The 26,550-nt window shown below is 60.4% G+C and carries 23 protein-coding genes and 1 pseudogene; 19 read left to right on the forward strand and 5 right to left on the reverse strand.

The features are described from left to right. Window positions 1-54: 54 nt before the first annotated feature. On the forward strand, window positions 55-543 hold the full coding sequence (locus EOS_RS28980; RefSeq protein ID WP_047895696.1) for a MarR family winged helix-turn-helix transcriptional regulator: 489 nt from the start codon (window positions 55-57) through the stop codon (window positions 541-543). On the opposite strand, the gene EOS_RS28985 is transcribed toward EOS_RS28980, so the two are convergent. Next, the gene (locus EOS_RS28985) at window positions 540-1,814 is read right to left on the reverse strand and encodes an amino acid deaminase (RefSeq protein ID WP_047895627.1); all 1,275 of its coding nucleotides are present in this window, start codon (window positions 1,812-1,814) and stop codon (window positions 540-542) included. The genes EOS_RS28980 and EOS_RS28985 overlap by 4 nt on opposite strands. Before the next feature lie 145 nt (window positions 1,815-1,959). On the opposite strand from EOS_RS28985, the gene EOS_RS28990 reads away from it, so the two are divergent. Genes EOS_RS28990 through EOS_RS29000 form a run of 3 tightly spaced genes read left to right on the forward strand, consistent with a single transcriptional unit; the run spans window position 1,960 to window position 4,790 of the window. Next, window positions 1,960-2,868 carry a MurR/RpiR family transcriptional regulator gene (locus EOS_RS28990; protein ID WP_047895628.1) on the forward strand — a complete coding sequence of 303 codons (909 nt, stop codon included), beginning with the start codon at window positions 1,960-1,962 and terminating at the stop codon, window positions 2,866-2,868. Window positions 2,869-2,907: 39 nt separating this feature from the next. After that, entirely contained in the window at window positions 2,908-4,389 is a 1,482-nt protein-coding gene (locus tag EOS_RS28995; protein ID WP_047895629.1) for an N-acyl-D-amino-acid deacylase family protein, read from the forward strand. Window positions 4,390-4,403: 14 nt separating this feature from the next. Next, entirely contained in the window at window positions 4,404-4,790 is a 387-nt protein-coding gene (locus EOS_RS29000) for a RidA family protein (protein ID WP_047895630.1), read from the forward strand. 50 nt (window positions 4,791-4,840) lie between these two features. Here EOS_RS29000 and queF read toward each other — a convergent pair whose 3' ends face one another. Genes queF through ilvA form a run of 3 tightly spaced genes read right to left on the reverse strand, consistent with a single transcriptional unit; the run spans window position 4,841 to window position 8,104 of the window. After that, complete coding sequence (gene queF / locus EOS_RS29005; RefSeq protein WP_047895631.1) at window positions 4,841-5,671, reverse strand: NADPH-dependent 7-cyano-7-deazaguanine reductase QueF; 831 nt, start codon at window positions 5,669-5,671, stop codon at window positions 4,841-4,843. Next, window positions 5,668-6,573 carry a 5'-nucleotidase gene (locus EOS_RS29010; RefSeq protein WP_047895632.1) on the reverse strand — a complete coding sequence of 302 codons (906 nt, stop codon included), beginning with the start codon at window positions 6,571-6,573 and terminating at the stop codon, window positions 5,668-5,670. Before EOS_RS29010 ends, queF begins: the two co-directional genes overlap by 4 nt. A 7-nt stretch (window positions 6,574-6,580) precedes the next feature. Then, on the reverse strand, window positions 6,581-8,104 hold the full coding sequence (gene ilvA / locus EOS_RS29015; protein ID WP_047895633.1) for a threonine ammonia-lyase, biosynthetic: 1,524 nt from the start codon (window positions 8,102-8,104) through the stop codon (window positions 6,581-6,583). Between the two features lie 513 nt (window positions 8,105-8,617). Here ilvA and EOS_RS29025 point away from each other — a divergent pair. The 9 genes and pseudogenes from EOS_RS29025 to EOS_RS49015 all read left to right on the forward strand — a co-directional run. After that, on the forward strand, window positions 8,618-12,706 hold the full coding sequence (locus EOS_RS29025; protein WP_047895635.1) for a DUF3683 domain-containing protein: 4,089 nt from the start codon (window positions 8,618-8,620) through the stop codon (window positions 12,704-12,706). Window positions 12,707-12,742: 36 nt separating this feature from the next. After that, entirely contained in the window at window positions 12,743-13,171 is a 429-nt protein-coding gene (locus tag EOS_RS29030; protein ID WP_047895636.1) for an HIT family protein, read from the forward strand. Window positions 13,172-13,218: 47 nt separating this feature from the next. Further along, a complete protein-coding gene (locus tag EOS_RS29035; RefSeq protein WP_047895637.1) occupies window positions 13,219-13,629 on the forward strand; it encodes a gamma-butyrobetaine hydroxylase-like domain-containing protein in 411 nt (136 codons plus the stop codon). 97 nt (window positions 13,630-13,726) lie between these two features. Further along, the gene (gene ubiE / locus EOS_RS29040) at window positions 13,727-14,458 is read left to right on the forward strand and encodes a bifunctional demethylmenaquinone methyltransferase/2-methoxy-6-polyprenyl-1,4-benzoquinol methylase UbiE (protein WP_047895638.1); all 732 of its coding nucleotides are present in this window, start codon (window positions 13,727-13,729) and stop codon (window positions 14,456-14,458) included. A gap of 25 nt (window positions 14,459-14,483) precedes the next feature. Beyond that, window positions 14,484-15,506 (forward strand): TIM44-like domain-containing protein, encoded by a 1,023-nt coding sequence (locus EOS_RS29045; protein WP_047895639.1) that lies wholly within the window; start codon window positions 14,484-14,486, stop codon window positions 15,504-15,506. A 182-nt stretch (window positions 15,507-15,688) separates the two neighbouring features. Then, entirely contained in the window at window positions 15,689-16,393 is a 705-nt protein-coding gene (locus EOS_RS29050; RefSeq protein WP_082163554.1) for a ubiquinone biosynthesis accessory factor UbiJ, read from the forward strand. A gap of 11 nt (window positions 16,394-16,404) precedes the next feature. Continuing rightward, window positions 16,405-17,982: a ubiquinone biosynthesis regulatory protein kinase UbiB gene (ubiB, locus tag EOS_RS29055; protein ID WP_047895640.1), complete on the forward strand. Its 1,578-nt coding sequence runs from the start codon at window positions 16,405-16,407 to the stop codon at window positions 17,980-17,982. 7 nt (window positions 17,983-17,989) lie between these two features. Then, complete coding sequence (locus tag EOS_RS29060) at window positions 17,990-18,649, forward strand: methyltransferase domain-containing protein (RefSeq protein ID WP_047895641.1); 660 nt, start codon at window positions 17,990-17,992, stop codon at window positions 18,647-18,649. A 234-nt stretch (window positions 18,650-18,883) separates the two neighbouring features. Beyond that, window positions 18,884-18,991, forward strand: a pseudogene (locus EOS_RS49015) (FmdB family zinc ribbon protein); the annotation flags it as partial. Between the two features lie 29 nt (window positions 18,992-19,020). Here EOS_RS49015 and EOS_RS49020 read toward each other — a convergent pair. After that, window positions 19,021-19,383: a hypothetical protein gene (locus EOS_RS49020; protein ID WP_053064076.1), complete on the reverse strand. Its 363-nt coding sequence runs from the start codon at window positions 19,381-19,383 to the stop codon at window positions 19,021-19,023. A gap of 91 nt (window positions 19,384-19,474) precedes the next feature. On the opposite strand from EOS_RS49020, the gene EOS_RS29070 reads away from it, so the two are divergent. The 6 genes from EOS_RS29070 to EOS_RS29095 all read left to right on the forward strand — a co-directional run bounded on the left by EOS_RS29070 (window position 19,475) and on the right by EOS_RS29095 (window position 26,532). After that, on the forward strand, window positions 19,475-20,131 hold the full coding sequence (locus EOS_RS29070; protein WP_047895643.1) for a DUF502 domain-containing protein: 657 nt from the start codon (window positions 19,475-19,477) through the stop codon (window positions 20,129-20,131). Between the two features lie 77 nt (window positions 20,132-20,208). Beyond that, window positions 20,209-22,011 (forward strand): aspartate--tRNA ligase, encoded by a 1,803-nt coding sequence (gene aspS / locus EOS_RS29075; RefSeq protein WP_047895644.1) that lies wholly within the window; start codon window positions 20,209-20,211, stop codon window positions 22,009-22,011. Window positions 22,012-22,120: 109 nt separating this feature from the next. Next, a complete protein-coding gene (nudB, locus tag EOS_RS29080) occupies window positions 22,121-22,597 on the forward strand; it encodes a dihydroneopterin triphosphate diphosphatase (RefSeq protein WP_047895645.1) in 477 nt (158 codons plus the stop codon). Next, window positions 22,594-23,874: a phospholipase D-like domain-containing protein gene (locus EOS_RS29085; protein ID WP_047895646.1), complete on the forward strand. Its 1,281-nt coding sequence runs from the start codon at window positions 22,594-22,596 to the stop codon at window positions 23,872-23,874. Before nudB ends, EOS_RS29085 begins: the two co-directional genes overlap by 4 nt. A 202-nt stretch (window positions 23,875-24,076) precedes the next feature. Further along, window positions 24,077-24,676, forward strand: coding sequence for a TetR/AcrR family transcriptional regulator (locus EOS_RS29090; protein WP_047895647.1), 600 nt, complete (start codon window positions 24,077-24,079; stop codon window positions 24,674-24,676). 68 nt (window positions 24,677-24,744) lie between these two features. Continuing rightward, window positions 24,745-26,532, forward strand: coding sequence for an acyl-CoA dehydrogenase C-terminal domain-containing protein (locus tag EOS_RS29095; protein WP_047895648.1), 1,788 nt, complete (start codon window positions 24,745-24,747; stop codon window positions 26,530-26,532). Window positions 26,533-26,550: the final 18 nt, after the last annotated feature.

A 26,550-nucleotide genomic window follows, 5' to 3' on the forward strand; every position in this document is an offset into this window, starting at 1 on the left:
AGGCAGGACTTGGAAACACACAGCATCGAGGCAGTCAGCCGGGAACCAATCAGCATGGACGAAACGGAACGTATCGCCTTCATACAGCAGTTCGGACGCACTTATCGTGCGTTCATGCAGGCGTTCGAATCGCAGGTCGGCCAGCCGATGCCGCGCTGGCGCATCCTGCTCGCGCTGCATCAGCACGCGGGCGAGTTGTCGCAGAAGAGGTTGGTGGAGCGCCTGCGGGTGGACCCGGGCGCGCTCACGCGGCAGTTGAAAACGCTGGAGGCGCTGGGCTGGATTGCGCGCAGTGTCGATCAGCGTGATAACCGGGTATCGAACGTGATCCTCACCGATGCAGGCCGCGCGGTCACCGAAGCCGGCATGCCGCGCCGCAATGCGTTCCTGCACGATACGCTGTCGACGCTTCCCGACGACGCCGTGACAGCGCTCTCCGGTGCGTTGCGCGCGCTGGAGCAGCGCATCCAGGAAGTCGCCGCAGGAACCACTGAAGTGAACGACGCGAACGACCCGAACAATGCCGTTCCCGACGACGCCTAGAACGACGTTTCGATCACTTCCTTCACACGATACTTTGTGTCGACGACAAGAATCTGGCGCCATTTGTCGAAGGTCAGGCACGGGTGCGAGATGTCGAACGCGATCATGTCGCCGACCTTGATGTCGTCACCCGGTTTGATCCGCAGATACGCGTGCTGGTCCATCATGCCGAAGATTTCCCAGCCTTCGCCCGGCGCCACGTCACGCGGCCATTGCGTGCCGGGACGGAAGTGGCGAGCGGGTTCGGGCATGCCGGCGTCGAAGGCGGCATCGCGTTTTCCCAGACCGATGATCACGCGATCAGGCTCCGGAATCGACTGCACATAGGCCCACAATTGCAGCGCCGGTTTCAAGCCTTCGCCCATCTTCTTCGCGATCGGATTGCGCGCGAAAATCTCGTTCTGCGCTTTCTTGTACACACCCACGTCATGCGTCAGATAACAGCCCGGACGCAGGACCACTTCGATAGCATCGCTATTCGCTTTCGCGAATTCATCGGCGACCACGTCGTACCACGCCGAGCCCGCGCCCGACAGGATCGCCGGCTTGCGCTCGATCTTGCCGTCGGCGACCAGCGCGCGCGTCACGTCCACCGCGTTCTGCAGAAACGCCCGCACCTTCGATTCGTCCTGCAGCACGCCCTCGTATAACTCGACGCCGGTGAGCTTCACGGCGTCGGGCCAGCGTGCAATGGCGGCCAGCACCGCGTCGCGCTGCGCGTCGTCGCGAATACCCGTTCGGCCGCCCGCCACGCCTAGTTCCAGCAGCACGTTGATTTGCTTGTTCACAGCGCTGAAAAACGCGCCGAGCTGGTCGACGTTATCGGCCGAATCGACGAGGCAATGGAACTCGAAATTGGGATCGGAGAGCAATTCCGCGATCATGCCCATGTTGCGTTTGCCGACCAGCTGGTTCGCCATCAGCACGCGCTGCACGCCGCCGCGATACGCCGCGCGCACCTGATGCGCGGTGGCAAGCGTGATGCCCCACGCGCCGGCTTCCAGCTGGCGTCGAAACAGTTGCGGCGCCATGGTCGTCTTGCCGTGCGGCGCGAGCTTCACACCGTATTCCCCCATGAACGCCTGCATCCATTTCAAATTGTGTTCGATCCGGTCCGCATACAGCACCGCGGCCGGCAGGCTCACGTCCTCGTCCAGCAAATTCCAGTCGAGACGTGCAGCATCCACGAGATGCACGCTGACACCCGGCACCATGCCGAGACCCTTGCCAAAAGGGTCGATTGTCGCGCTTTGATAGTTTGTAACTTTCATGTATTGCTACTCCATCGTTCGTTTGTATAGAGTCGGGGCTTGTTTGGCTGTACTCGATTGATATCGAAGTTGACGCGACAATGGTACAGAAAGTACGATGCCCGAGACATTGTTATTTAGTACCAAGCAGGCCAAAAGGGTTTTCATGAACGTTTCGTCCGAACCGGCTGCCTTCGATGTCGTCGCCCGGATTGCCGAGCGCGCGCCAGAATTGCGCACGGCGGAGCGGAAGGTTGCGGCGCTTATTCTCGACGATTTGACCGGTGCGTCGCGCGCCAGCATTGGTGCGCTCGCGAAAAAAGCCGAGGTCAGCATTGCCACGGTGACGCGCTTTGCGAAGGCCGTCGGGTGTCAGGACGTGCGCGAACTGAAATTGCGGCTGGCGCAGGCGGCGGCCGTCGGCCAGCGGTTCTTGCGCGGCGGCCCCTACGAGGACAACGACGCCGGCGACCTCCCCGATTCGCTCGCTGCCCGTATTTTCGACGATATCCAGACCACGCTCGCCCACAATCGCGGCGCGTTGCGAGCCGCGCCTATCGCTGCCGCCGCCGACGCGCTCGCCGACGCACGGATGATCTACGTGTTTGGCATGGGCGGAGGTTCGACCGCTTTAGCCGACGAAATGCGTTTTCGCCTGGTCCGGCTGGGCCGGCCGGTGGCGTCGTATCAGGATGGTTTGCTGCAGCGCATGGTCGCCGCGACGCTGTCGCGCGAGCACGTGGTGGTGGCGTTATCGGTGACGGGGCAAACCCCCGAGATGGTGGAGAGTTGCCGGATCGCGCGCGAATACGGCGCGCGGGTGATTGCGCTGACTGCGCCCGTTTCGCCGCTGGCGCAACTAGCCGATTGGCTGATTCCGATCATCGCGAATGAAACGGATTTTATTTATAAGCCGTCGACGTCGCGATACGCCATGTTGATGGCGCTTGACCTGCTCGTCACCGAACTTGCCGTGAAGCAGGGCGATACGAGCCGTGAGCTTTTGCGGCGCATGAAACACGCGCTGGATGCGCACCGTGGCGGCAGCGACCAGCGTCAGCCTTTGGGCGACTGAGCACGCTCGGCCGACGCGTGAATTTTTAGGAGATGAAGCATGGCATCGGATGGTGAACACGTCGATACGCTGATCAAAGGTGCGCGGGTGATCGACGGAACGGGCGCGCCGGCGCTCGAGCGCGATGTGGCGGTGAAGGATGGCCGGATCGTGGCAATCGGCGCGCTCGATGGCTGGACGGCCGAGAACGTCGTTGCGGCCGAGGGGCGTGTGTTGGCGCCGGGTTTTATCGACGTCCATACGCACGATGACACCCACGTCATCCGCTCGCCGCAGATGTTGCCGAAGATATCGCAGGGCGTGACCACGGTGATCGTCGGCAATTGCGGGATCAGCGCGTCGCCGGTGACGTTGAAGGGCGATCCGCCCGATCCGATGAATTTGCTCGGCGCTCAGGGTGACTTTCAGTATCCAACCTTCGCCGCGTACATCGATGCCGTGAATCAGGCGCGTCCTGCGGTGAATGTGGGCGCGTTGATCGGGCACACGGCGCTGCGCAATAACCATATGGATCGGCTGGATCGCGGGGCTTCATCGGCGGAAATCGATGGCATGCGCGTGCAGCTCGAAGAGGCGTTGGCGCATGGCGCGCTCGGGTTGAGCAGCGGTCTTGCGTATGGCTCGGCGTTCAGTGCGCCGCCGGAAGAAGTGATGGCGCTGGCCGAACCTTTGGCTAAAGCCGGCGCGTTGTACACCACGCACATGCGAACCGAATTCGACGCCATTCTCGACGCGATGGATGAGGCCTATCGGGTCGGAAAACACGCGCGTATTCCCGTCGTGATTTCGCATTTGAAGTGCGCGGGGCCATCGAACTGGGGGCGCAGCACCGAGGTTTTGAAGTCGCTCGACAAGGTGCGCGACGGTCAGCCCGTGGGATGTGATTGTTATCCGTACAACCGGAGTTCATCCACGCTCGATGTGAAGCAGGTCACCGGCGATATCGACATCACGATTACATGGTCGACGCCGCATCCCGAAATGGCGGGCAAGTTGATTTCCGCGATTGCGGCTGAGTGGGACGTGACGCAGCAGGAGGCGGGCAAGCGCTTGCAGCCGGCGGGCGCGGTTTATCACAACATGTCGGAAGACGATGTGCGGCGGATCTTGTCGCATCCGGCGACGATGGTCGGCTCCGACGGCCTGCCGAACGATCCGTTGCCGCATCCGCGTTTGTGGGGCGCGTTTCCGCGGGTCCTGGGGCATTACGCACGCGACACGTTGCTGGTGCCGCTCGAAGAAGCGGTGCGCAAGATGACGGGATTATCGGCGCGGCGGTTTGGGTTGGTTGAGCGCGGCGAGGTGCGCGTGGGATATCACGCGGATCTGGTTCTCTTCGATGCCGACAAGATCCGCGATACCGCGACGTTTGCCGAGCCTCGGCAGGTGGCGGATGGTATCGATGCGGTTTGGGTGAACGGGGTGCTTTCGTATCTCGATGGCGCCGTGACGGGGTTAAGGGCGGGCCATTTTGTGGCGCGTGGCGAGGGTTCAAAACTCGACGCGCTTGGGCATTTTTAACTTGAGGTTTTGCAATGAAGCGATATGGCGTGGAAGGTGGGAAAGGGCAAGGCGGTGCGGTGATGCCGTTTTCGCGTGCTGTTGAAGCAGATGGCTGGTTGTTTGTTTCAGGCCAGACGCCGATGGAAAATGGCGAAGTGATCGAAGGCGGGATTGTGGCCCAGTCGCATAAGGCGATTCAGAATGTTTTCGCGATTTTGAAAGAAGCCGGGTATGGCGCGGAACATGTCGTGCGGTGCGGAGTCTGGCTCGATGACCCCCGCGACTTTGCTTCGTTTAATAAGGTATTCAAAGAGTATTTCGGTGAGCATCCGCCGGCACGCGCTTGCGTGGTTTCGTCGATGGTTATCGACTGTAAGGTCGAGGTTGATTGCGTGGCTTACAAGAAGGCTGGTGCTTAAGGGCGTTGATGTTGCTCGCGCGGGTGGGCACCCACCCGGCGCGAAAACTTTTACTGCCTCGCCAACCGCGCATTATCCGGCAACGGCAGATTGAAGTTGGTACGGAACGGATTGATATCCAATCCGCCGCGCCGGGTGTATCGCGCATAGACCGCTAGTCTTTCCGGCTTACATTCCCGCATGACGTCCATGAAAATCCGCTCGACGCATTGCTCATGAAACCCGGTGTGCTCGCGATAAGAAATGATATATCGCAGCAATCCAGCGTGATCGATCGGCGCGCCGACATAACGGATCTGAACGCTGCCCCAGTCTGGTTGCCCGGTAACGGGACAATTGGACTTCAGCAGGTTGGAGAACACCGTCTCATCAACAGGCGACTCGCCAAACGATGCGCGCAATAGTGACGGATCCGGTGAGTAAACCTCGGCATCCAGATCCAGGCGATCCAGCGACAACCCCTCAAACTCCTCCATCTTGAGCTTCAGCGCGAATTCGTAAGGCGCCACGAGCTGCACCGAAACATTCGCTCCGCATACCGCTGAAACATCCTTGCGAAGCGCCGCCCGCACTTCATCGATGGAATCAAACGCCGTCTGCGAAAAAGATCCCAGGTACAACTTGAACGACTTCGACTCGACAATATTCGGCGATTCCGCCGGCACGATGAACGTCGCCACCGCGATCTGCGGTTTGCCCTTGCGGTTGAGCCATGAAAGCTCGTAAGCATTCCAGATATCGGTGCCGAAGAACGGCAACTGCGCCGTCACGCCAATAGCCTCGCGCCCCGCGGCCCGGTCGATGGAGAAAAGCAGCGCCGGATCGTACCGTTCGGTGTACTGGACCGGCTTGCCAAGGGAAGATTGTTCGGGTGTGTTCATGATGCGTTCGATATGCCACTCGGTACGTGTCCTGTCGCGGTTACAACGCGGGCAGACTCGCAATGGCCAATTTGGTCGTCGAAGAAAAAATCGGGTTCGAACTTGGCCAAAAATGGGCCTTTGTCCAATCCACCGAGGAACATCGCTTCGTCGATTTCGATGTTCCAGTCCATCAACGTCCGTATCGCGCGCTCGTGCGCCGGCGCCGATCGCGCCGTGACAAGCGCGGTGCGAATGCGCATTCGCGTGGTGTCATGGCTGAGTTTTTGCAGCTTGTGCAGCGCTTCCAGCAACGGTTTCAACGGTCCGTTCGCCAAAGCCAGATCCTTCTTGCCGACCTCATGCTCCACAAACGCAGGCAAACCTTGCGCCTGGAACACTTGCTCGGCTTCGTCGGAGAAAAGCACGGCATCGCCGTCGAAAGCAATGCGAATTTCGTCAGGATACCGGCTCGCGGCAAGCGGTGCTCGCGGTACGACCGTTGCTGCGGGAAATCCGGCGGCGAGGGCGTCGCGGACATCGGCCGAATTGGCGGAGAGAAACAGCGAGGCCCGGAACGGCTCCAGATACCGGAATGGCGATTCACCGCGCGTAAAGACACCGCGCTCGATTGCCAAGCCATGTTCCTTGCACGAGCTGAACGCGCGCAAACCGCTAATGGGATCGCTGCGCGACAAAATCACCACCTCCACGCGCCGCTCGCCAGCTACGTTCAACGCAAGCAACTTCTCGATCAACGAAAACGCGATGCCGGGCGTCGCCGGAATCGTCAGCCGCGAACGCTGCAACGCCTCGTATTCACGCAAATCGCTGGTTTCGTAGACTTCGTTTTCTTCCTCGAAATCAAACAGCGCCCGCGACGAAATCGCGACCACGAGCTTGTCTTCCAGCGTGAAGGCCATGCGCGCGTCAGGCGAGGAACAGCTTGTAGACCGGGTTGGCGCCTTCGTCCCACCACTGATAACCCAAGGTGGCGAGGAATTGCTGGAACTCGGCGTTTTCCGACGCCGGCACTTGAATGCCGACGAGGATCGAACTCGTATCCGCGCCCTGGTTCCGGTAGTGGAACAGGCTGATATTCCAGTTCGGCGCCATTGATGACAGGAACTTCATCAGCGCGCCCGGGCGTTCGGGGAATTCGAAACGCAGCAGGCGTTCGTCCTGCGCAAGCGGGGAACGACCGCCAACCATATAGCGGATATGTTGCTTCGAGAGTTCGTCGTGACTGAGATCGACCGTGGCGAACCCATGTTCGATAAACGCATTCGCCATCTGCACGGCCTCGCCGCGCGTCTTGATCTGCACGCCGACGAAGATATGCGCGGCGTTGGCATCGGCGATGCGGTAGTTGAACTCGGTCACGTTGCGCGTGCCGACCAGCTCGCAAAAACGCCGGAAACTGCCGCGCTCTTCGGGAATCGTCACCGCGAATACGGCTTCCCGCGCTTCGCCCACTTCGGCCCGTTCCGCGACAAAACGCATGCGATCGAAGTTCATGTTCGCGCCGGACGTGACGGCGACCAATGTCTTGCCTTCGAGCGCTTCGCGCTCGGCGTACAGCTTGGCACCCGCTACAGCCAGCGATCCCGATGGTTCCAGCACGCTGCGCGTGTCCTGGAAAACGTCCTTGATGGCGGCGCAGAGCGCGTCGGTGTCCACCGTGACCACCTCGTCGAGCAATTCGCGGCACAGCCGGAACGTTTCCTCGCCGACGAGTTTCACCGCCGTGCCGTCGGCAAACAGGCCGACTTCGGCCAGCGTGACGCGCTCGCCTGCCTCGATCGATTGCTTCATCGCACACGAGTCGATGGCTTGCACGCCGATGACGCGGATCTCCGGCCGCACCGCCTTCACGTACGCCGCGACGCCTGCCGCAAGCCCGCCGCCGCCGATCGGGACGAAGATTGCGTGGATCGGTCCTTGATGCTGGCGCAGGATTTCCATGGCGACGGTGCCCTGGCCGGCGATGACGTCGGGGTCATCGAATGGATGGACGAAGGTCAGGCCGCGCTCTTCCTGCAACTTCACTGCGTGGCCGTACGCGTCGCTATAGGATTCGCCGTGCTGGACGATTTCCACGGTCGGCCCGCCGAATGCGCGCATGGCGTCGATCTTGACTTGCGGCGTGGTGACCGGCACCACAATGACGGCTTTGCAGCCGAGCCGGGTGGCCGAATAAGCGACGCCCTGAGCGTGATTCCCCGCCGATGCCGTAATCACGCCGCGCGCGAGGACATCGGTGGAAAGCTGCACCATCTTGTTGTAGGCGCCGCGAATCTTGAACGAGAACACCGGCTGGTTGTCTTCGCGCTTCAGGTAGACCGAGTTGCGAAGCCGCGCGGACAAGTTGCGGGCGTGTTCGAGTTCACTTTCGCGCGCGACATCGTAGACGCGAGCGGTCAGGATTTTCTTGAGGTAATCGGGGTGTGTCATTCCGGAGCCGTTCGCGCGCGGCTGCGCGCGCCAGTTTTTGAGAGCGAAAAGGTCAATAATAGCTCAGGGGCTCGCTGGCGCCTCCAAACCCCAAACCCATCCCCCAGCGAAAAAACCATCAAAAACCCGTCCAAAACTGGCAGGCACAAAGCCCTTCAACCCGCTAGCAAGTGCGAACGGCACTCCCCCCGATGGGTTAGAATTCCCTTTTCGATACAGGATCGGAAGATGCAACGGCAGTCCCGGACCGGCTTTTTGACGCATGTTCCCCGCGAATCGGGCGCGCTGCATTGCGCCGCCCACGCGGCGGCAGAGCGGCACGCGCGTCATACGCGATCGTGGCGCTGAGTCCGGTACCCGCGAAGGTTTTCGCCGTTCGCCACACTTCGCCGACGGCCGCCTTCACATAAAAAAGTTTCACTCGAAAATCTGCGCTTCCCCGCGCAATGCCGGCTATCTCGCTGCTTTTGATCTCATTGTCAGCACAGGCGCCGGCTCACCGAACTGTCGAATATGAACGCACCCCAAGCCTTCGATCCGAACGGCGCCGCGCATGCCGTGGCCCTGGATACCGAGCCGCGCCTGCGCGAAATTCCCTATAACTACACGTCGTTTTCCGATCGCGAAATCGTAATCCGCCTGCTGGGCGAGGAAGCCTGGGCCGCGCTCGCGGTCCTGCGCAGCGAGCGCCGCACCGGCCGCTCGGCACGCATGCTGTATGAAGTGCTCGGCGATATCTGGGTCGTGCGCCGCAATCCCTACCTGCAGGACGATCTGCTCGACAACCCGAAACGACGCGCATTGCTGATCGAAGCGCTGAACCATCGGCTGAGCGATATTGAGAAACGCCGGAAAGCGGATCTGTCACAGCATCAGGACGACGCCGGCCGGGGTCGCGCAGCGCGCGTGGAAGTGCTGATCAGCGCCGCCTGCCGCGCGGTCGAGGACTTCAAGAAAGAGTTCGAGCAGACCTACGATTTGCGCAAGAAGGCGTCGAAGGTACTTGGGCGCGTGACCGAAAAGGACAACATCAAGTTCGATGGTTTGTCCCGCGTGTCCCATGTGACCGATGCAACCGACTGGCGCGTGGAGTACCCGTTCGTCGTACTGACGCCGGATACCGAAGCCGAAATCGCCGGCATGATCAAGGCGTGTTTCGAACTCGGGCTGACCGTGATTCCACGTGGAGGCGGCACGGGTTACACCGGCGGCGCGATCCCTTTGACGCCGTTTGCGGCCGTCATCAACACCGAAAAACTCGAACAACTCGGCCCCGTCGAAATGACGGATCTGCCGGGCGTCGATCATAAGGTTGCGACTATTTTCTCGGGTGCGGGCGTCGTTACGCGCCGTGTAACGGAAGCCGCCGAGCAGGCCGGTTTCGTCTTCGCGGTGGATCCGACGTCGCTGGATGCATCGTGCGTCGGCGGCAATGTCGCGATGAACGCAGGCGGCAAGAAGGCCGTGCTGTGGGGCACGGCGCTCGATAACCTCGCCTGGTGGCGCATGGTCGATCCGCAAGGCAATTGGCTCGAAGTCACGCGTCTGGATCACAACTGCGGCAAGATTCACGACATCCCCGTAGCGCGTTTCCGGCTCGACTGGTTCGACGGCTCGCGTGCGCCGGGCGAGAAATTGCTGCGCACGGAATCGCTCGATATTTCCGGCAGCAAGTTCCGCAAGGAAGGGCTTGGCAAGGACGTGACGGATAAATTCCTGTCAGGTTTGCCCGGCGTGCAAAAGGAAGGCTGCGACGGTCTGATCACGTCGGCGCGCTGGATCCTGCACAAGATGCCCGCGCATACGCGCACGGTCTGCCTCGAATTCTTCGGCCAGGCGCGCGATGCGATTCCGAGCATCGTGGAAATTAAAGATTTCTTGTTCGAGACATCGAAGCAGGGCGGCGCGATTCTCGCCGGTCTGGAACATCTCGACGAACGTTATCTGCGCGCCGTCGGTTATGCGACCAAGAGCAAGCGCAACGCGTTTCCGAAGATGGTGCTGATCGGCGATATCGTCGGTAACGATCCGGATGCAGTGGCTCAGGCCACGTCCGAAGTCGTCCGCATGGCGAACGGCAAGAGCGGCGAAGGGTTTGTCGCGGTGAACGCCGAGGCGCGCAAGCGTTTCTGGCTCGATCGCTCGCGCACGGCCGCTATCGCAAAGCATACGAACGCGTTCAAGATCAATGAAGACGTGGTGATCCCGCTGAATCGCATGGGCGAGTACACGGACGGGATTGAGCGGATCAACATCGAGTTGTCGATCAAGAACAAGCTGCAACTCGTCGATGCCCTCGAAACGTTCTTCAAGAACGGCAAGCTGCCGCTCGGAAAGAGCGACGACGCCAACGAGATTCCAAGTGCCGAGTTGCTCGAAGATCGCGTGCAGCAAGCGCTCGATCTGTTGCAGCGAGTGCGTGAACGCTGGACGTTCGTCGGCGAAAAGCTCGATATGCCGTTGCGTGAAGCGCAGCACTATATGGTTCAGCTCGGCTACGAAGGCTTGGCCGAGAAGATGGCGGATCGGGTGGATTCGCAACCGGGCGTTCGCGTATTCGATGTCGCGCAGGACCGTACGATCCGTATCTCCTGGAAGCAGGAAATCCGCGCCGAACTGCGTCACATCTTCAACGGCGGCGAGTTCAAGCCCATCCTTGAAGAAGCGCAGAACATCCACAAGACGGTTCTGCGTGGCCGCGTGTTCGTCGCGCTCCACATGCACGCCGGCGATGGCAACGTCCACACCAACATTCCGGTCAACTCCGACAACTATGAGATGCTGCAGGACGCGCACGTCGCGGTTGCGCGCATCATGAAGCTCGCGCGCGATCTGGATGGCGTGATTTCCGGCGAACACGGCATCGGCATTACGAAGCTGGAATTCCTGACCGAAGACGAAATCGCGGAGTTCCGCGAGTACAAGCAGCGCGTCGATCCCAATGGCCGTTTCAACGCGGGCAAGCTGCTCGCGGGCGCCGATCTGCGCAACGCCTACACGCCGAGCTTCGGCTTGATGGGCTACGAGTCGCTGATCATGCAGCAGTCCGATATTGGCGCGATCGCGGATTCCATCAAGGACTGCCTGCGTTGCGGCAAATGCAAACCAGTCTGCGCGACGCACGTGCCGCGCGCCAATCTGCTTTACAGCCCGCGCAACAAGATTCTCGCGACATCGCTGCTGGTCGAGGCGTTCTTATATGAAGAGCAGACGCGCCGCGGCGTATCGATAAAACATTGGGACGAGTTCAACGACGTCGCCGATCACTGCACCGTCTGCCACAAGTGCGTGACGCCGTGCCCGGTGAAGATCGATTTCGGCGATGTCACCATGAACATGCGCAACCTGCTGCGCAAGATGGGTAAGAAGAAGTTCAACGCGGGCAACGCGGCCGGCATGTTCTTCCTTAACGCGACGAACCCGCAAACCATCAACCTGGCCCGCACGGCGATGATGGGCGTTGGCTACAAGGCGCAGCGGCTTGGCAACGACGTCTTGAAAAAGTTCACGAAGAAGCAGACGGCGAAACCACCGGCAACGGTCGGCAAACCGGCGGTCACGCAGCAGGTGATCCACTTCATGAACAAGAAGATGCCGGGCAACCTGCCGAAAAAGACGGCGCGGGCGTTGCTTGACATTGAAGACAACAAGATTGTTCCGATCATCCGCAATCCGAAGACGACTACGTCCGACACGGAAGCGGTTTTCTACTTCCCGGGCTGCGGCTCGGAGCGCTTGTTCTCGCAAGTCGGTTTAGCGACGCAAGCGATGTTGTGGGAAGCCGGCGTGCAAACAGTGTTGCCGCCGGGTTACCTGTGCTGCGGCTATCCGCAACGCGGGGCGGGACAGTTCGATAAAGCCGAGAAGATCGTCACGGATAACCGCGTGTTGTTCCATCGCGTGGCCAATACGCTGAATTATCTCGATATCAAGACGGTGGTGGTGTCGTGCGGGACTTGCTACGACCAACTGGCCGGATACGAATTCGAGAAGATTTTCCCGGGCTGCCGGATCATCGATATCCACGAATTCCTGCTCGAGAAGAACATCAAGCTGGAAGGCGTGACGGGCACGCGCTACATGTATCACGACCCATGCCACTCGCCGATCAAGACGATGGACCCGGTCAAGCTGGTGAACGAGCTCATGGGTTCGGCAAACGACGGCTACAAGATCGAGAAGAACGACCGATGCTGCGGCGAATCGGGAACGCTTGCCGTCACGCGACCGGATATATCGACGCAAGTCCGCTTCCGCAAGGAAGAGGAAATCCGCAAGGGAGCCGCGAAGCTGCGTGACATTCCGCTGCTCGCCGAAGCGGGCGCGAACGGCTCCAATCTGGCGAACGCGTCGGCGGGAACGGCGGGTGCTGCGCCGGGTTCGGTGCTAAAAGCGGGTGATGCCCAATCGACCGGAACCGACGTCAAGATCCTGACGAGCTGCCCGTCCTGCCTGCAAGGTTTGTCGCGCTATAACGAGGACGCGAACATCGAGGCGGACTATATCGTCGTGGAAATCGCCCGCAAGGTGCTCGGCGCGAGCTGGATGGAAGATTACGTCGCGCGCGCTAACGATGGCGGTATCGAGCGCGTGCTGGTGTAATAGCGGAATCGGGGTTTGTTTCGCTAGAGGAAAATGATGGACTGTGTCTTTTGCCGTGAAGACGGCGGCGAGGTCTTGTGGTCGGACGACGCAGTGCGCGTCGTCCTCGCCGACGAACCCGAGTGGCCGGGCTTTTGCCGCGTGATCTGGCATGCGCACGTGGCCGAGATGTCCGATCTCGACAACGCCGCCCGGCTCAAGATCATGGCGGCGGTGAATGGCGTGGAGCGCGCAATCAGGCGAGTGCTGGCGCCGGCCAAGGTGAATCTGGCGAGTCTTGGCAACCAGGTTCCACACGTCCACTGGCACGTCATTCCCCGCCATTCCAACGATTCCCGTTTCCCGCTGCCCATCTGGGCGCCGCGCCAGCGCACGGTGTCGCAAGCGCTGCTGTCGAATCGCCGTGCCCAGGCCACGTTGCTGCGCGAAGCGGTGCGTAGCGAGATGGCGCTGGCTTTCGGCTGATGCAGGTCGACGCGGGCTAACCTCATCACCTGATCTAAAGGCTCACCATGAGCGGACTGACCAAACAAACGCCGATTCCGACGGGTGTCGTCGTGCATTCGAAAACACGCGCCCTCGAGTTGCAATATCCGAACGATCAGACGTATCGCATACCGTTCGAGCTGTTGCGCGTATATTCGCCGTCGGCGGAGGTGCAGGGCCACGGTCCCGGACAAGAAACGCTGCAGACGGGCAAGCGCGACGTATTGATCCTCGCGGTCGAGCCGGTCGGCCATTACGCGCTGCAGCTCAATTTCTCCGATGGCCACAATACCGGCCTCTATTCCTGGGACATCTTGCATGATCTCGCGGTTCGTCAGGATGAACTCTGGGCCGACTATCTCGCCAGACTGGAAGCCGCGGGTATCGACCGCGATATGCCGATGACGCCGAAAGCGTCCGGCGGCCATTGCCACTGACCGATTTCTATCTCGCAGCGGCAATTTGCCGCGGCAACCGGCCCAAAGCCGACAGCAGGCTCGGGCCCACAACACGAACAAGACAAGGACGAACGCGATGAGCAAGACCCACTTCGGTTTTGAAACGGTCGACGAACAGGAAAAAGCGAAGAAGGTGGCGGGCGTTTTCGATTCGGTCGCGAGCAACTACGACTTGATGAACGACCTGATGTCGGGCGGCTTGCATCGCGCGTGGAAATTCTTCGCAATCGGGCAGGCGAAGGTCCGTCCGGGTTACAAAGTGCTCGATCTGGCAGGCGGGACGGGCGATCTGGCGAAAGCGTTCGCAAAACAGGCGGGCGAAAAAGGCGAGGTCTGGCACACGGATATCAATGAGTCGATGCTGCGCGTCGGGCGGGATCGCCTGATCGATCGAGGCGTGATCACACCCACGCTGATCTGTGACGCAGAGAAGATTCCGTTCCCGGATAATTATTTCGATGTAATTACAGTTGCCTTTGGGCTTCGTAATATGACGCACAAAGATGGTGCGTTGGCAGAAATGTATCGGGTTTTGAAGCCGGGTGGACGGGTGCTCGTGCTGGAGTTTTCGAAGGTATGGGAGCCGTTAAAGAAAGCCTACGATCTCTACAGTTTCAAGTTTTTGCCGTGGCTTGGCGACAAGTTCGCGAAAGATGCAGATAGCTACCGGTATCTCGCGGAGTCGATCCGGATGCATCCGGATCAGGAAACGCTGAAAATAATGATGGAACGCGCGGGATTGGATCGAGTCGAATATTACAATTTGTCAGGTGGCGTGGTAGCTTTACACGTCGGGACCAAATTTTAGTGTTCCACTTTTATAAGGATTCGAAATGTCCGATTCGCGCTTACCCCAAACTCGGGGTTTCCTGAAGTCGTTATTCAGGAAAGCCGGGGTCGTTGCGCTGGCTGGCGTAATCATGGCCGGTGCGTTGATCGCTGAAGATGCAGAGGCACGCCGCATGGGCGGCGGCCGCAGCTTGGGTCGTCAATCAACGACCGCAGCACAACAGAATCAAGCTACGCCGCCCTCGCAGTCCATGCAGTCGGGCCAGGCAGCTAACGCCCAGCGAGCAACACCGGCACCCGCACCGGCACCTGCCGCGCCGGCTGCACAGCCGGCGCGTAACCGCTGGATGGGACCGCTCGCCGGCCTGGCAGCGGGTCTCGGTATCGCCGCGCTGCTGTCTCACTTCGGCCTTGGCGGCGCGTTTGCTGGCGCAATGGCGAACATCATCATGATCGCGTTGATCGTGATGGCTGCCGTGATGATCTTCCGCTTCTTCATGAATCGCAGGAAGAACGCCAACACGCCGGCTTACGCAGGTGCCGGCGCGGGTTCGCCGTTTGGCGGCTCGGCGCGTACCGAGTTTAATCAACACGAACCCAGCTATGTGCCGCCATCGGCGCCGGGTGGTTATGGCCCGTCGGCCGCTGCGCTGAGCAGCGCGAACACCGTGGACGCTGCGCCGCAAGTCGAAGTGCCCGCAGGCTTTGACACTGAAGCATTCGTGCGTAACGCGAAGGTTTATTTCGTGCGCTTGCAGGACGCATGGGATCGCGGCAATTCCAACGACATCCGCGAATTCACCACGCCGGAAATGTTCGCGGAAGTGAAGCTGGACATCGATGCACGTGGCACGCAGCCAAATCGCACCGATGTCGTTCAGCTCAACGCCGACATTCTGGGCGTAGAGGATCGCGGCACGGAAAGTCTCGCCAGCGTGCGTTTCCACGGCCTGATTCGTGAAACGGAAGGCGCTGCTGCCGAGCCGTTCATCGAAATCTGGAACTTGTCGAAACAGAAGTACGGCAATGAAGGCTGGTTGCTCGCCGGGATTCAACAGGTCAGCTAATTGGGCTCATGAGCGGGCTGATGAGTGGGCTGATCGAGCCGGTCGTCCAGGCTTTGTCGGCTAGGTCTTATGGCTAACGTCAAGGTGTGGCGGCCAAGGGCCAAACGACAACGCCCGTTGCAAAGGTAGAATAGAAACCCGCGCGAGTGACCGCTTGCGCGGGTTTTTTCATCTCAGAGCCGATGACGCACGCAGACGAATTCGCCCACCCCGTAGCAACTTCTGCCTCCCAGGCCGCTGCCAGAACCGCGTCGAAAGCGTTCGCGGCCGCTGTGAACCACGTGCTCGCGCGCGAATCGTGGGCTCGCGAGCGGCTTACGCCATACGCCGGCAAAACCGCGCGGCTCGTGCTTTCACCGTTCGCGTTGTTGCTGATGGTCCAGCCGGACGGGTTGATTGCCGCCATCGACGAAACCGAAGCGCCGACTTTCGACGTGACCCTCTCTGTTCCCACTGAGGCCGTCCCTACGTTCCTGCAAGGCGGTCAGGCGGCCGTGATGAAACACGTGCGCATAGAAGGCGACGCTGAATTTGCGACCACCATTGCGAAGCTGGCCGAGCATCTGCGCTGGGAGCCAGAAGAAGATCTGGCGCGCGTGATTGGCGACGCTCCCGCTCACCGCATCGGCTCGACCGTGCGCAAGGTCGGTGAACAGGCGCGCCGTTCGGGACGCAATTTGCTCGAATCGGTGGCCGAATACCTGCTCGACGAACAACCTCAACTCGTGCGCCGTAGCGCTCTCGATACGTTCAATGCTGAGCTGTCGACTGCCCGGGACGCGCTCGCGCGCGTCGAAAAACGCATCGAGCGACTCGAACAAAAAGCCGAAGCCCGAGGCGCATCAGCGTCCGGCGCTGCCGCGTCAGCGCGCGGCACGAGCAAGTAATGGGCTGAACCATGCGTTTTCTGCGTTTCCTCAAGATTTTTTTCACGGTAGTGCGATTCGGGCTCGATGAACTGGTGCTGAGCGGCATCCAGGACCGGCGCGTTCGCGTGCTGATGCGCGTTACCACGTTCGGCCGCAAGTTCGAGGTCGAGCGCGGCGTGCGCTTGCGTCTTGCACTCGAAAGCCTCGGGCCGATCTTCGTGAAGTTCGGGCAGGTGCTATCTACACGGCGCGATCTGCTGCCTGTAGATATAGCGAATGAACTCGCCAAGCTGCAGGATCAGGTGCCGCCGTTCGATTCGGACGTGGCTATCGCGATCGTCGAAAAGTCGCTGGGCTCGCCCATCGACGTGTTGTTCGATGACTTCGAACGGGTGCCGGTGGCGAGTGCCTCGATTGCGCAGGTGCACTTCGCCCGGATCAAGACCGGCGCGCACGCGGGCAAGGCGGTGGCCGTGAAGGTGTTGCGGCCGAACATGCTGCCCGTGATCGACTCCGATCTCGCATTGCTGCGGGACATTGCATACTGGACCGAGCGGCTGTGGGCGGACGGCAAGCGGCTGAAACCGCGCGAGGTGGTCGCGGAGTTCGATAAATATCTCCACGACGAACTCGACCTGATGCGAGAGGCCGCGAACGGCAGCCAGTTGCGGCGCAATTTTGCGGGCCTCGATCTGCTGATGGTGCCCGAGATGTATTGGGATTATTCCGCGCCCACCGTGCTTGTGATGGAGCGCATGGTTGGCGTGCCGATCAGCCAGGTCGAGGTCTTGCGAGCGGCAGGCGTGGATATCCCGAAGCTGGCGCAGGAAGGCGTCGAGATCTTCTTCACGCAGGTATTCCGCGACGGCTTTTTTCACGCCGACATGCATCCCGGCAACATCCAGGTGAGTCTCGCGGAAGAGACGTTCGGGCGGTATATCGCGCTGGATTTCGGGATTGTCGGCGCGCTGTCAGACTTCGATAAAAACTATCTCGCGCAGAATTTCCTGGCGTTCTTCAAGCGCGACTATCACCGCGTGGCCACCCTGCATCTGGAGTCGGGCTGGGTGCCGCCGGATACGCGCGTCGAGGAATTGGAAAGCGCAATTCGCGCCGTCTGCGAGCCGTACTTCGATCGCGCGCTGAAGGACATTTCGCTTGGCCAGGTGCTGATGCGGCTGTTTTCCACCTCGCGTCGTTTCAATGTCGAGATTCAGCCGCAACTCGTGTTGCTGCAGAAAACCATGCTGAATGTGGAGGGCCTTGGCCGTTCGCTCGATCCTGAACTCGATCTGTGGAAAACGGCCAAGCCGTATCTCGAACGCTGGATGAACGAGCAGGTCGGCTGGCGCGGCTGGTACGAAAGGCTGAAACTGGAAGCGCCGCAATGGAGCAAGACGATGCCGCAGTTGCCGCGGCTGATCCATCAGCTGCTGGCTGACCGGCACGATCAGCCGCGCGGCGGCAACGACGAACTGATGCGCATGATCCTGGTCGAGCAGAAACGCACCAACCGGTTGTTGCAGGCATTGCTGATATTCGGGCTGGCCGTGGGCGCGGGCGCCGTGCTCGCCGAGTTCTGGCAGGTATTTGCGTACGGAGGTTGAGGGCACCATGACAGACACTCGCAAACCCGCCGCTCCCGCTATTCCTCTCACCTTCGAAACGCGCGACTCGAATTCCCCCGATTTCTGGAATGAACGCTTCGATCAGCACTTTACACCCTGGGATCAGGCCGGCGTACCCGAGGCGTTTCAGACGTTTGCTCTGGCACATCGCGACACGTTGCAGAACGTGCTGATTCCCGGCTGTGGCAGCGCGTACGAAGCACTTTGGCTTGCGCGCGAAAACTGGCCGGTGAAGGCTATCGATTTTTCACCCAGCGCCGTCGCGGCGGCGCGCGAGCAATTGGGCGAGCACGCGGGGGTTGTCGAACAGGCGGATTTCTTCGCGTATCGGCCGCCATTCGAAACGAACTGGATCTATGAGCGCGCGTTCTTGTGCGCGTTGCCGCGTGAGCGTTGGCAGGACTACGCCGTGCGCATGGCTGAATTGCTGCGGCCCGGCGCGCTGCTGGCCGGCTTCTATTTCCTCGGTGCGACGCCCAAGGGGCCGCCGTTCGGCATTGAGCGGAGCGCACTCGATGCACTGCTTACGCCATATTTCGAGCTGGTGGAGGAGCACGAGGTGACTGGTTCCATCGATGTCTTCGCGGGACGCGAACGCTGGCTCACCTGGCGGCGGCGCGCGCCGCAAGCCGGATCTGCCGCCTAACCGCGTTATTCCGGACATTGGCTGCACCGGGCAGCACACGCCCACTACACGCCGCACACCGGCGAATCCTCCTGCATCCACCTGTGTCGCGTTTCTACGAAAGAAACACGCGCAAACCTGCTCCATCACCTTGAAACCCGCGCCTGCGAGCCCAAAATTAAGGGGCCGCCGATGGTTTGCGGCTATAATTCAAGGCTTTGCAAGCGCCGAAACGTTAATCGTAGGAAGAGTGACATGCCGATCTACGCGTACCGCTGCGAGTCCTGCGGCTTCGAAAAAGACGCGCTCCAGAAAATGAGCGATGCGCCGCTCACCCACTGTCCGCAGTGCGGGAAAGACACATTCGTCAAGCAAGTTACCGCTGCGGGCTTTCAGTTGAAAGGCTCCGGCTGGTACGTAACCGACTTCCGCGGCGGCAACAATGGTGCGGCCGCCAAGAAGGACGATGGCGCCAAAGCCGCAACGAAGAGCGAAGGCGCGTCAGATTCGGGAAATTCGGGTAGTTCGGGTAGCGAGTCTTCGAAATCCGATTCGTCCACCGCAGGCGCGGCTGCATCGGATAGTTCGAAGAGCAGCACGGCGTCTGCACCCGCGGCATCGTCGAAACCGGCTGCTCCGGCGTCGAATTGACGCTGTCCGGTTCCCTGGAACGAAGCGCGAAGTCTGAAACGGAAACGAAGCTCGACCCGCGCCTCCACCGCGCTCAACCGCTCGATCTGTCCGATCGTACGCACGCAGATGTCCGCCCGAAACCCACGACGTAACATCGGGCGGCGAACCAGCCAAACCGCGAAATCCAAGCGGGGCGGCCTTCCGGCTGTGTAAATGACGACCAAAAAGACTACGTTGAAATCCGTGTTCGCGACCGGCCTGCTGGTGCTGGTGCCGCTCGCCATCACCTTATGGGTGATCGGGCTCGTGATCGGAACCATGGACCAGACGCTCCTGCTGCTGCCGGAATCCTGGCAGCCCGAGCGGCTCTTCGGCTTTCATCTGCCGGGCCTCGGCGCTGTGCTGACGCTGGCTTTCATTTTCGTCGTGGGCTTGCTCACGCAGAACTTCGTCGGCCAGAAACTGGTCGAGTGGTGGAATGTGATCGTGCGCCACATTCCCGTGGTTGGACCGCTGTATACCAGCGTCAAACAAGTGTCGGACACGTTGCTCTCCAGCAGCGGCAACGCGTTCCGCAAGGCACTGTTGATCCGGTACCCGCATTCGGGGTCGTACACCATCGGTTTCCTGACGGGCATTCCTGGCGGCGACGTAGTCAATCACCTGACCGAAGAACATGTGAGCGTCTACGTGCCGACCACGCCGAATCCCACCTCGGGCTTCTTCCTGATGGTGCCGAAAAGCGAAGTCATCGAGCTCGACATGTCTGTCGATGCTGCGTTGAAGTACATCGTGTCAATGGGAGTAGTCGCGCCGTCCATGCCGCAAGCGCAGGCCGCGCCGCGCCGCCCCGTCGATCCGCCGCTGTAATGCCGGCGTGCTGCGAACAGCGTTTTGAGCTTGTTCGCGCGCGCCGTTGATCAATGAATAACGAAAGACACAACATCATGTCGATGAGATCTGAATACTGCGGTCTGGTGACCGAAGCCTTGCTGGGCCAAAGCGTTTCGCTGTGCGGCTGGGTACATCGCCGGCGCGATCACGGCGGCGTCATTTTTATCGATCTGCGCGACCGCGAGGGCCTCGTGCAGGTCGTGTGCGATCCGGATCGCGCAGAAATGTTCAAGGTGGCCGAAGGCGTGCGCAACGAGTTTTGCGTGCAGGTGAAAGGCGTGGTGCGCAGCCGCCCGGAAGGCACGGCGAACGCCGGGCTGACCAGCGGCAAGATTGAAGTGCTGTGCCATGAGCTGAATGTGCTGAACGCGTCGGTGACGCCGCCGTTCCAGCTCGACGACGACAACCTTTCCGAAACCACGCGCCTTACGCACCGCGTGCTCGACCTGCGTCGTCCGCAGATGCAACAGAACTTGCGCTTGCGGTATCGCGTGGCTATTGAAGTGCGCAAGTACCTGGACGCGCAGGGTTTTATCGATATTGAAACGCCGATGCTCACCAAGAGCACGCCGGAAGGCGCGCGCGATTACCTGGTGCCGTCGCGTACCAACCCGGGCCAGTTCTTCGCGCTGCCGCAGTCGCCGCAATTGTTCAAGCAGCTGCTGATGGTGGCGAACTTCGATCGCTACTATCAGATCGTGAAATGTTTCCGCGACGAAGATTTGCGCGCCGATCGTCAGCCGGAATTCACCCAGATCGACTGCGAAACGTCGTTTTTGACGGAACAGGAAATCCGCGATCTGTTCGAAGCGATGATCCGTCACGTTTTCAAGGAAACGATCAACGTCTCGCTCGACGAGAAATTCCCGGTCATGCTGTATTCGGAAGCCATGCGCCGCTTTGGGTCGGACAAGCCGGACCTGCGCGTGAAGCTGGAATTCGCTGATCTGACGGACGCTGTTCGCGATGTCGACTTCAAGGTCTTCAGCACGCCGGCGAACTCGAAGGACGGCCGCGTGGCGGCGTTGCGCGTGCCGAAGGGCGCGGATCTGTCGCGTGGGGATATCGACGGGTACACGGAATTCGTGCGCATCTACGGCGCGAAGGGCTTGGCCTGGATCAAGGTCAACGACGTGACGAAGGGTCGTGACGGCCTGCAAAGCCCGATCGTGAAGAACCTGCACGAAGCCGCGATCGCCGCGATCATGGAACGTACGGGCGCGCAGGACGGCGACATCATTTTCTTCGCAGCGGATCGCGCGAAAGTGGTCAACGACAGCCTGGGCGCGTTGCGTCTGAAGATTGGTCATTCGGAGTTCGGCCGTGCGAACGGGCTGTTCGAATCGGGCTGGAAGCCGCTGTGGGTGACCGACTTCCCGATGTTCGAATTCGATGAAGAAGACAACCGCTACGTGGCCGCGCATCATCCGTTCACGAGCCCGAAGGACGAGCACCTGGAATATCTGGAAACGGATCCGGGCCGTTGTCTGGCCAAGGCCTACGACATGGTGCTGAACGGCTGGGAAATCGGCGGCGGATCGGTTCGGATCTATCAGGAAGAAGTGCAGAGCAAGGTGTTCCGCGCGCTCAAGATCAGCGCTGAAGAGGCACGGATCAAGTTCGGCTTCCTGCTCGACGCGCTGCAGTACGGCGCGCCGCCGCATGGTGGTATTGCGTTCGGGCTGGACCGGATCGTCACGATGATGGCGGGCGCCGATTCCATCCGCGACGTGATCGCCTTCCCGAAGACGCAGCGCGCGACCGACTTGCTGACGCAGGCGCCGAGCGAAGTGGACGAGAAGCAGTTGAAGGAACTGCATATTCGTTTGCGTGCGCCGGAGCAGAAGGTGCAGTAAGCGTAGCAAGTTGCAGCATCCGAAATGAAAAAGGCGCCTAGTGCGCCTTTTTCGTTTTTTAGGTTACATTCTTCGGCCAGCTTCCACGAATGGCCGCACCGTTTCCACCATGCCCAAGCCGCCGAAAATCCCCGAATCCGTCCTTGTCGTCATCCACACGCCCGAAATGGACGTGCTCGTCATCGAGCGCGCCGACCGGCCGGGTTTCTGGCAGTCCGTGACGGGCTCGAAAGATCACATCGATGAACCGATAGCCCTGACTGCCGCGCGCGAAGTGGCCGAGGAAACAGGGATCGTGATCGGCAGCCCAACCGTGCCGGAACGCTCGCTGATCGATTGGCATCATCAGATTGAATACGACATCTATCCCGAATGGCGGCATCGGTATGCCGAAGGCGTTGTGCGCAACGTAGAGCACCAGTTCAGCCTGCTCGTGCCGCATTGCCTGGAAGTGACCCTGGCGCCGCGCGAGCACACGGCATTTCTCTGGCTGCCGTTCCGGGAGGCGGCGGCGAAGTGTTTTTCATCGTCGAATCGTGAGGCGATCTTGCAATTGCCCGAGCGCCTCGCGGAGCACAACCGGTGATCGGTTTCGGCGCACCCAAACGCCGGTTCGCCAGACTCAAGCAAGCCCTGTTTCGCGGGCGTCGCCCGGGTCGGCTGTGCTTCACCATCCACAACACGGTGCGGCTGTTCAAAACAGGCCAGGAGTTTTTTCCGGCGCTGATCGAACGTATCGACGCCGCGAAGCTCGACGTCTCGCTCGAAACCTATATCTTCAGCGACGACGCCACCGGCCACGCCATTTCCACTGCATTGATGAACGCCGCCCGGCGCGGCGTGCACGTGCGGGTGATCACGGACGGCATCGGCACCGCGAAGCTTCCGCTCTTCGATGAATGGCTACAGGCGAACGTCGAACACCGGGTGTACAACCCGCATCTGTTCGGGCAGCTTGGATTCTCGCGCACGCACCGGAAGCTCGCGGTGATCGATCACCACATTGCGTTCTGCGGCGGCATCAATATTGTCGATGACTTCGAGCAGAATGGCGTACGCCTCGACTTTCCGCGCTGGGATTTCGCGATGGAAGCGCAAGGCCCGGTAGTGTCGGACGTGCGTGAAGCCTTCGATCTCCAATGGCAGCGGATTCGCCTCGGCGTAAAGCCGCGGGCATCGCGACCACCGGATCAGCCCGACGAGCCGGGGGCATCGGCGAGAACGAACTGGCGCGCCTTACGTACGCGTCTGCGAGTGCGGCGCGGCTTGATCCACGCGGTCGATCAACCGTGTGTGGCGTTCGTCGCCCGCGATAACCTCGTCAACCGGCGCGCAATCGAAAAGGCGTATCTCGCAGCGATTTCGCATGCGCAAAAGGAGGTGATGCTCGCGAACCCGTATTTCATGCCGGGGCGCAAGCTGCGCCGAGCGCTGGCCCGCGCTGCGCAGCGCGGCGTGCGCGTCACGCTGGTGATCGGAAGGAAGGAGTTTGTCGCGCTCGACTACGCCACGCCATTTTTGTATCGCAATCTGCTGAAGTACGGCGTGCGCATAGCGGAATATGAGAAAACGATCCTGCACGGCAAGGTGGCGGTGGTCGATTTGAACTGGGCGACGGTTGGATCGTCGAATCTGGACGCCTTGAGCCTCGTCCTGAATAACGAGGCAAACATGGTGCTGGTGAACCACGAGAACGAGATCGTGAAGTTGCGCGATGCGATCCTGGAGGCTTTCCACGACGGCCGGCCAATTACTGTCGAGCAATACGCGGCGCGTCCGGTTGGTGAGCGTCTGCTTAACTGGCTGGCCTACAACGCGTATCGCACGATGATGAAAATGCTCACCATCGGCCGCTACGATTGATGTGAGGAAGCGCCGCGCGGTCAAACCCGGGCAGCCCCGACTGGCCGCTCACCTATAAACCGGGACAAACTGAGACTCGTCCTATGGACGTTGCAAAAGTTAGACCCCGATTTCTAATAAAAAGCTTGTCTCATGAACGGCTACCTATAACAATAGTACGGCCGTTCGATTTTATTTCGACTACATGAAAACGGTAAAAATCATGCGAAAAGGCGAACAGACACGAGTCGCGATCCTCGACGCTGCGTTGGACCTGGCAAGCCGGGATGGACTCGAAGGCTTGACGATCGGCTTGCTGGCCGAACGGATGCAGATGAGCAAGAGCGGCGTGTTCGCGCATTTCGGCTCGCGCGAGGATCTTCAGGTGGAGGTGGTGAAGGAATATCACCGTCGCTTTGAAGACGAAGTGTTTTACCCGAGCCTGCGCGAAGCACGCGGTTTGCCGCGTTTGCGTTCAATGCTGGCGCGCTGGATGGAAAAGCGCATCGAGGAAGTGACAACGGGCTGTATCTACATCAGCGGCGCGGTGGAGTACGACGATCGCGCCGACAGTGCGGTCCGCGAGCAACTCGTGCACAGCGTGACGACCTGGCGGGCGGCGCTGACACGGGCGATTAAACAGGCGCAAGACGAAGGGCATTTGCGCGCGGATACGGATCCGGCGCTGATGCTGTTTGAACTCTATAGCTTCACGCTCGGCCTGCATCATGATGCGCGTTTCCTGCACTTGCCGGATGCCGTGCAACTGACGCGGGACGCGCTGGAAAAAACGATTGTTTCGTATCAAAGCAACGGCCGTTAGGCGTCGGACGAATCAGCAGATTTGGCGGCGAGCAAGGCCCAAGCTTCCTGGACACTTGGAGAAGAAAAATGGGACAGTACACAGCGCCGCTGCGTGACATGCAATTCGTCTTGCACGAACTGCTCAACGTGGAAGCCGAGGTCAAGAACATGCCGAAGCATGCGGATCTCGACGCCGACACCATCAATCAGGTTCTCGAAGAAGCCGGCAAGTTTTGCGCCGAGGTGCTTTTCCCGCTGAACCAGATTGGCGACCGCGAAGGCTGCACGTACGAAGGCGATGGCGTCGTGCGCACGCCGGCGGGTTTCAAGGAAGCCTACAAGCAATACGTGGAAGCGGGCTGGCCGGCGCTGGGTTGCGATCCGGAATACGGCGGCCAGGGCTTGCCTGCGTTCGTGAACAACGCGTTGTTCGAAATGCTGAATTCGGCGAATCAGGCCTGGACGATGTACCCGGGCCTGTCGCACGGCGCGTACGAATGCGTGCATGCGCACGGCGCGCCTGAGTTGCAAAAGACGTATCTGCCGAAACTCGTCGATGGCACCTGGACCGGCACCATGTGCCTGACCGAACCGCATTGCGGCACGGACTTGGGAATGCTGCGTACCAAGGCCGAGCCGAACAGCGATGGTTCCTACGCCATTAGCGGCACGAAGATTTTCATCTCCAGCGGTGAGCATGATCTGGCCGAGAACATCGTGCATCTGGTGCTGGCTCGTTTGCCGGGCGCGCCGACTGGCACGAAGGGTATTTCGCTTTTCATCGTGCCGAAGTTCATTCCTACGGACGCCGGCGCTCCGGGTGAGCGCAATGGCGTGAAGTGCGGTTCTATCGAACACAAGATGGGCATTCACGGCAATTCCACTTGCGTGATCAATCTGGATAGCGCGAAGGGCTGGCTTGTCGGCGAACCGAACAAGGGCTTGAACGCCATGTTCGTGATGATGAACGCGGCGCGTCTCGGCGTTGGCATGCAAGGGCTCGGGCTGACGGAAATCGCGTATCAGAACTCGCTCGTGTACGCGAAGGAGCGCCTGCAAATGCGTTCGCTGACCGGTCCGAAAGCGCCGGAGAAAGCCGCCGATCCGATCATCGTGCATCCGGATGTGCGTCGCATGCTGCTCACGCAAAAGGCCTACGCCGAAGCGGGCCGTGCGTTCACGTACTGGGCTGCGCTGAACATCGACAAGGAACTGTCCCACGCCGATGAATTTGCGCGTAAAGACGCCGCCGATCTCGTCGCGCTGCTCACGCCTGTCATCAAGGCGTTCCTCACGGACAACGCGTTCGAAGGCACTAACATGGGCATGCAGATTTACGGCGGCCACGGCTTCATCTCCGAATGGGGCATGGAGCAATACGTGCGCGATGCCCGCATCAACATGATCTACGAAGGCACGAATTCGATTCAGGCCTTGGATCTGCTCGGCCGCAAGATCCTCGGGGACATGGGCGCGAAGCTGAAGAAGTTCGGCAAGCTCGTGACGGATTTTGTCGAGCAGGAAGGCGTGAAGCCGGAGATGCAGGAGTTCATCAACCCGCTCGCGGATATCGGTGACAAGGTGCAGAAGTTGACCATGGAAATCGGCATGAAGGCGATGCAGAATCCGGACGAAGTCGGCGCTGCAGCCGTGCCTTATATGCGTACTGTCGGGCATCTGGTGTTCTCGTATTTCTGGGCGCGCATGGCACGTATTGCGCTGGATAAAGAAGCCGAAGGCGACCCGTTCTACAAGGCGAAGCTCGCTACCGCGCGTTTCTACTTCGCCAAGCTGCTGCCTGAAACGGCATCGACGATCCGCGCTGCGCGCGCTGGATCGAAGACGCTGATGGACTACGACGAAGCCTTGTTCTAGGCCTCTTTTGCACTGCGC

The sequence above is a fragment of the Caballeronia mineralivorans PML1(12) genome, assembly GCF_001028175.1.
Lineage (GTDB): Bacteria > Pseudomonadota > Gammaproteobacteria > Burkholderiales > Burkholderiaceae > Caballeronia > Caballeronia mineralivorans.

Excerpts from the sequence above, each read along its gene's own strand:
- EOS_RS29070 (WP_047895643.1), top strand. The coding sequence starts at position 19,475 with ATGACGACCAAAAAGACTACGTTGAAATCCGTGTTCGCGACCGGCCTG.
- EOS_RS28980 (WP_047895696.1), top strand. The coding sequence starts at position 55 with ATGGACGAAACGGAACGTATCGCCTTCATACAGCAGTTCGGACGCACT.
- EOS_RS29010 (WP_047895632.1), bottom strand. The coding sequence starts at position 6,573 with ATGGCCTTCACGCTGGAAGACAAGCTCGTGGTCGCGATTTCGTCGCGG.
- ubiB (WP_047895640.1), top strand. The coding sequence starts at position 16,405 with ATGCGTTTTCTGCGTTTCCTCAAGATTTTTTTCACGGTAGTGCGATTC.
- EOS_RS28985 (WP_047895627.1), bottom strand. The coding sequence starts at position 1,814 with ATGAAAGTTACAAACTATCAAAGCGCGACAATCGACCCTTTTGGCAAG.
- EOS_RS28995 (WP_047895629.1), top strand. The coding sequence starts at position 2,908 with ATGGCATCGGATGGTGAACACGTCGATACGCTGATCAAAGGTGCGCGG.
- EOS_RS29000 (WP_047895630.1), top strand. The coding sequence starts at position 4,404 with ATGAAGCGATATGGCGTGGAAGGTGGGAAAGGGCAAGGCGGTGCGGTG.
- aspS (WP_047895644.1), top strand. The coding sequence starts at position 20,209 with ATGTCGATGAGATCTGAATACTGCGGTCTGGTGACCGAAGCCTTGCTG.
- EOS_RS29025 (WP_047895635.1), top strand. The coding sequence starts at position 8,618 with ATGAACGCACCCCAAGCCTTCGATCCGAACGGCGCCGCGCATGCCGTG.
- EOS_RS29035 (WP_047895637.1), top strand. The coding sequence starts at position 13,219 with ATGAGCGGACTGACCAAACAAACGCCGATTCCGACGGGTGTCGTCGTG.
- EOS_RS29095 (WP_047895648.1), top strand. The coding sequence starts at position 24,745 with ATGGGACAGTACACAGCGCCGCTGCGTGACATGCAATTCGTCTTGCAC.
- EOS_RS29090 (WP_047895647.1), top strand. The coding sequence starts at position 24,077 with ATGCGAAAAGGCGAACAGACACGAGTCGCGATCCTCGACGCTGCGTTG.
- EOS_RS29030 (WP_047895636.1), top strand. The coding sequence starts at position 12,743 with ATGGACTGTGTCTTTTGCCGTGAAGACGGCGGCGAGGTCTTGTGGTCG.
- queF (WP_047895631.1), bottom strand. The coding sequence starts at position 5,671 with ATGAACACACCCGAACAATCTTCCCTTGGCAAGCCGGTCCAGTACACC.
- EOS_RS29060 (WP_047895641.1), top strand. The coding sequence starts at position 17,990 with ATGACAGACACTCGCAAACCCGCCGCTCCCGCTATTCCTCTCACCTTC.
- EOS_RS29045 (WP_047895639.1), top strand. The coding sequence starts at position 14,484 with ATGTCCGATTCGCGCTTACCCCAAACTCGGGGTTTCCTGAAGTCGTTA.
- EOS_RS29050 (WP_082163554.1), top strand. The coding sequence starts at position 15,689 with ATGACGCACGCAGACGAATTCGCCCACCCCGTAGCAACTTCTGCCTCC.
- EOS_RS28990 (WP_047895628.1), top strand. The coding sequence starts at position 1,960 with ATGAACGTTTCGTCCGAACCGGCTGCCTTCGATGTCGTCGCCCGGATT.
- ilvA (WP_047895633.1), bottom strand. The coding sequence starts at position 8,104 with ATGACACACCCCGATTACCTCAAGAAAATCCTGACCGCTCGCGTCTAC.
- nudB (WP_047895645.1), top strand. The coding sequence starts at position 22,121 with ATGCCCAAGCCGCCGAAAATCCCCGAATCCGTCCTTGTCGTCATCCAC.
- ubiE (WP_047895638.1), top strand. The coding sequence starts at position 13,727 with ATGAGCAAGACCCACTTCGGTTTTGAAACGGTCGACGAACAGGAAAAA.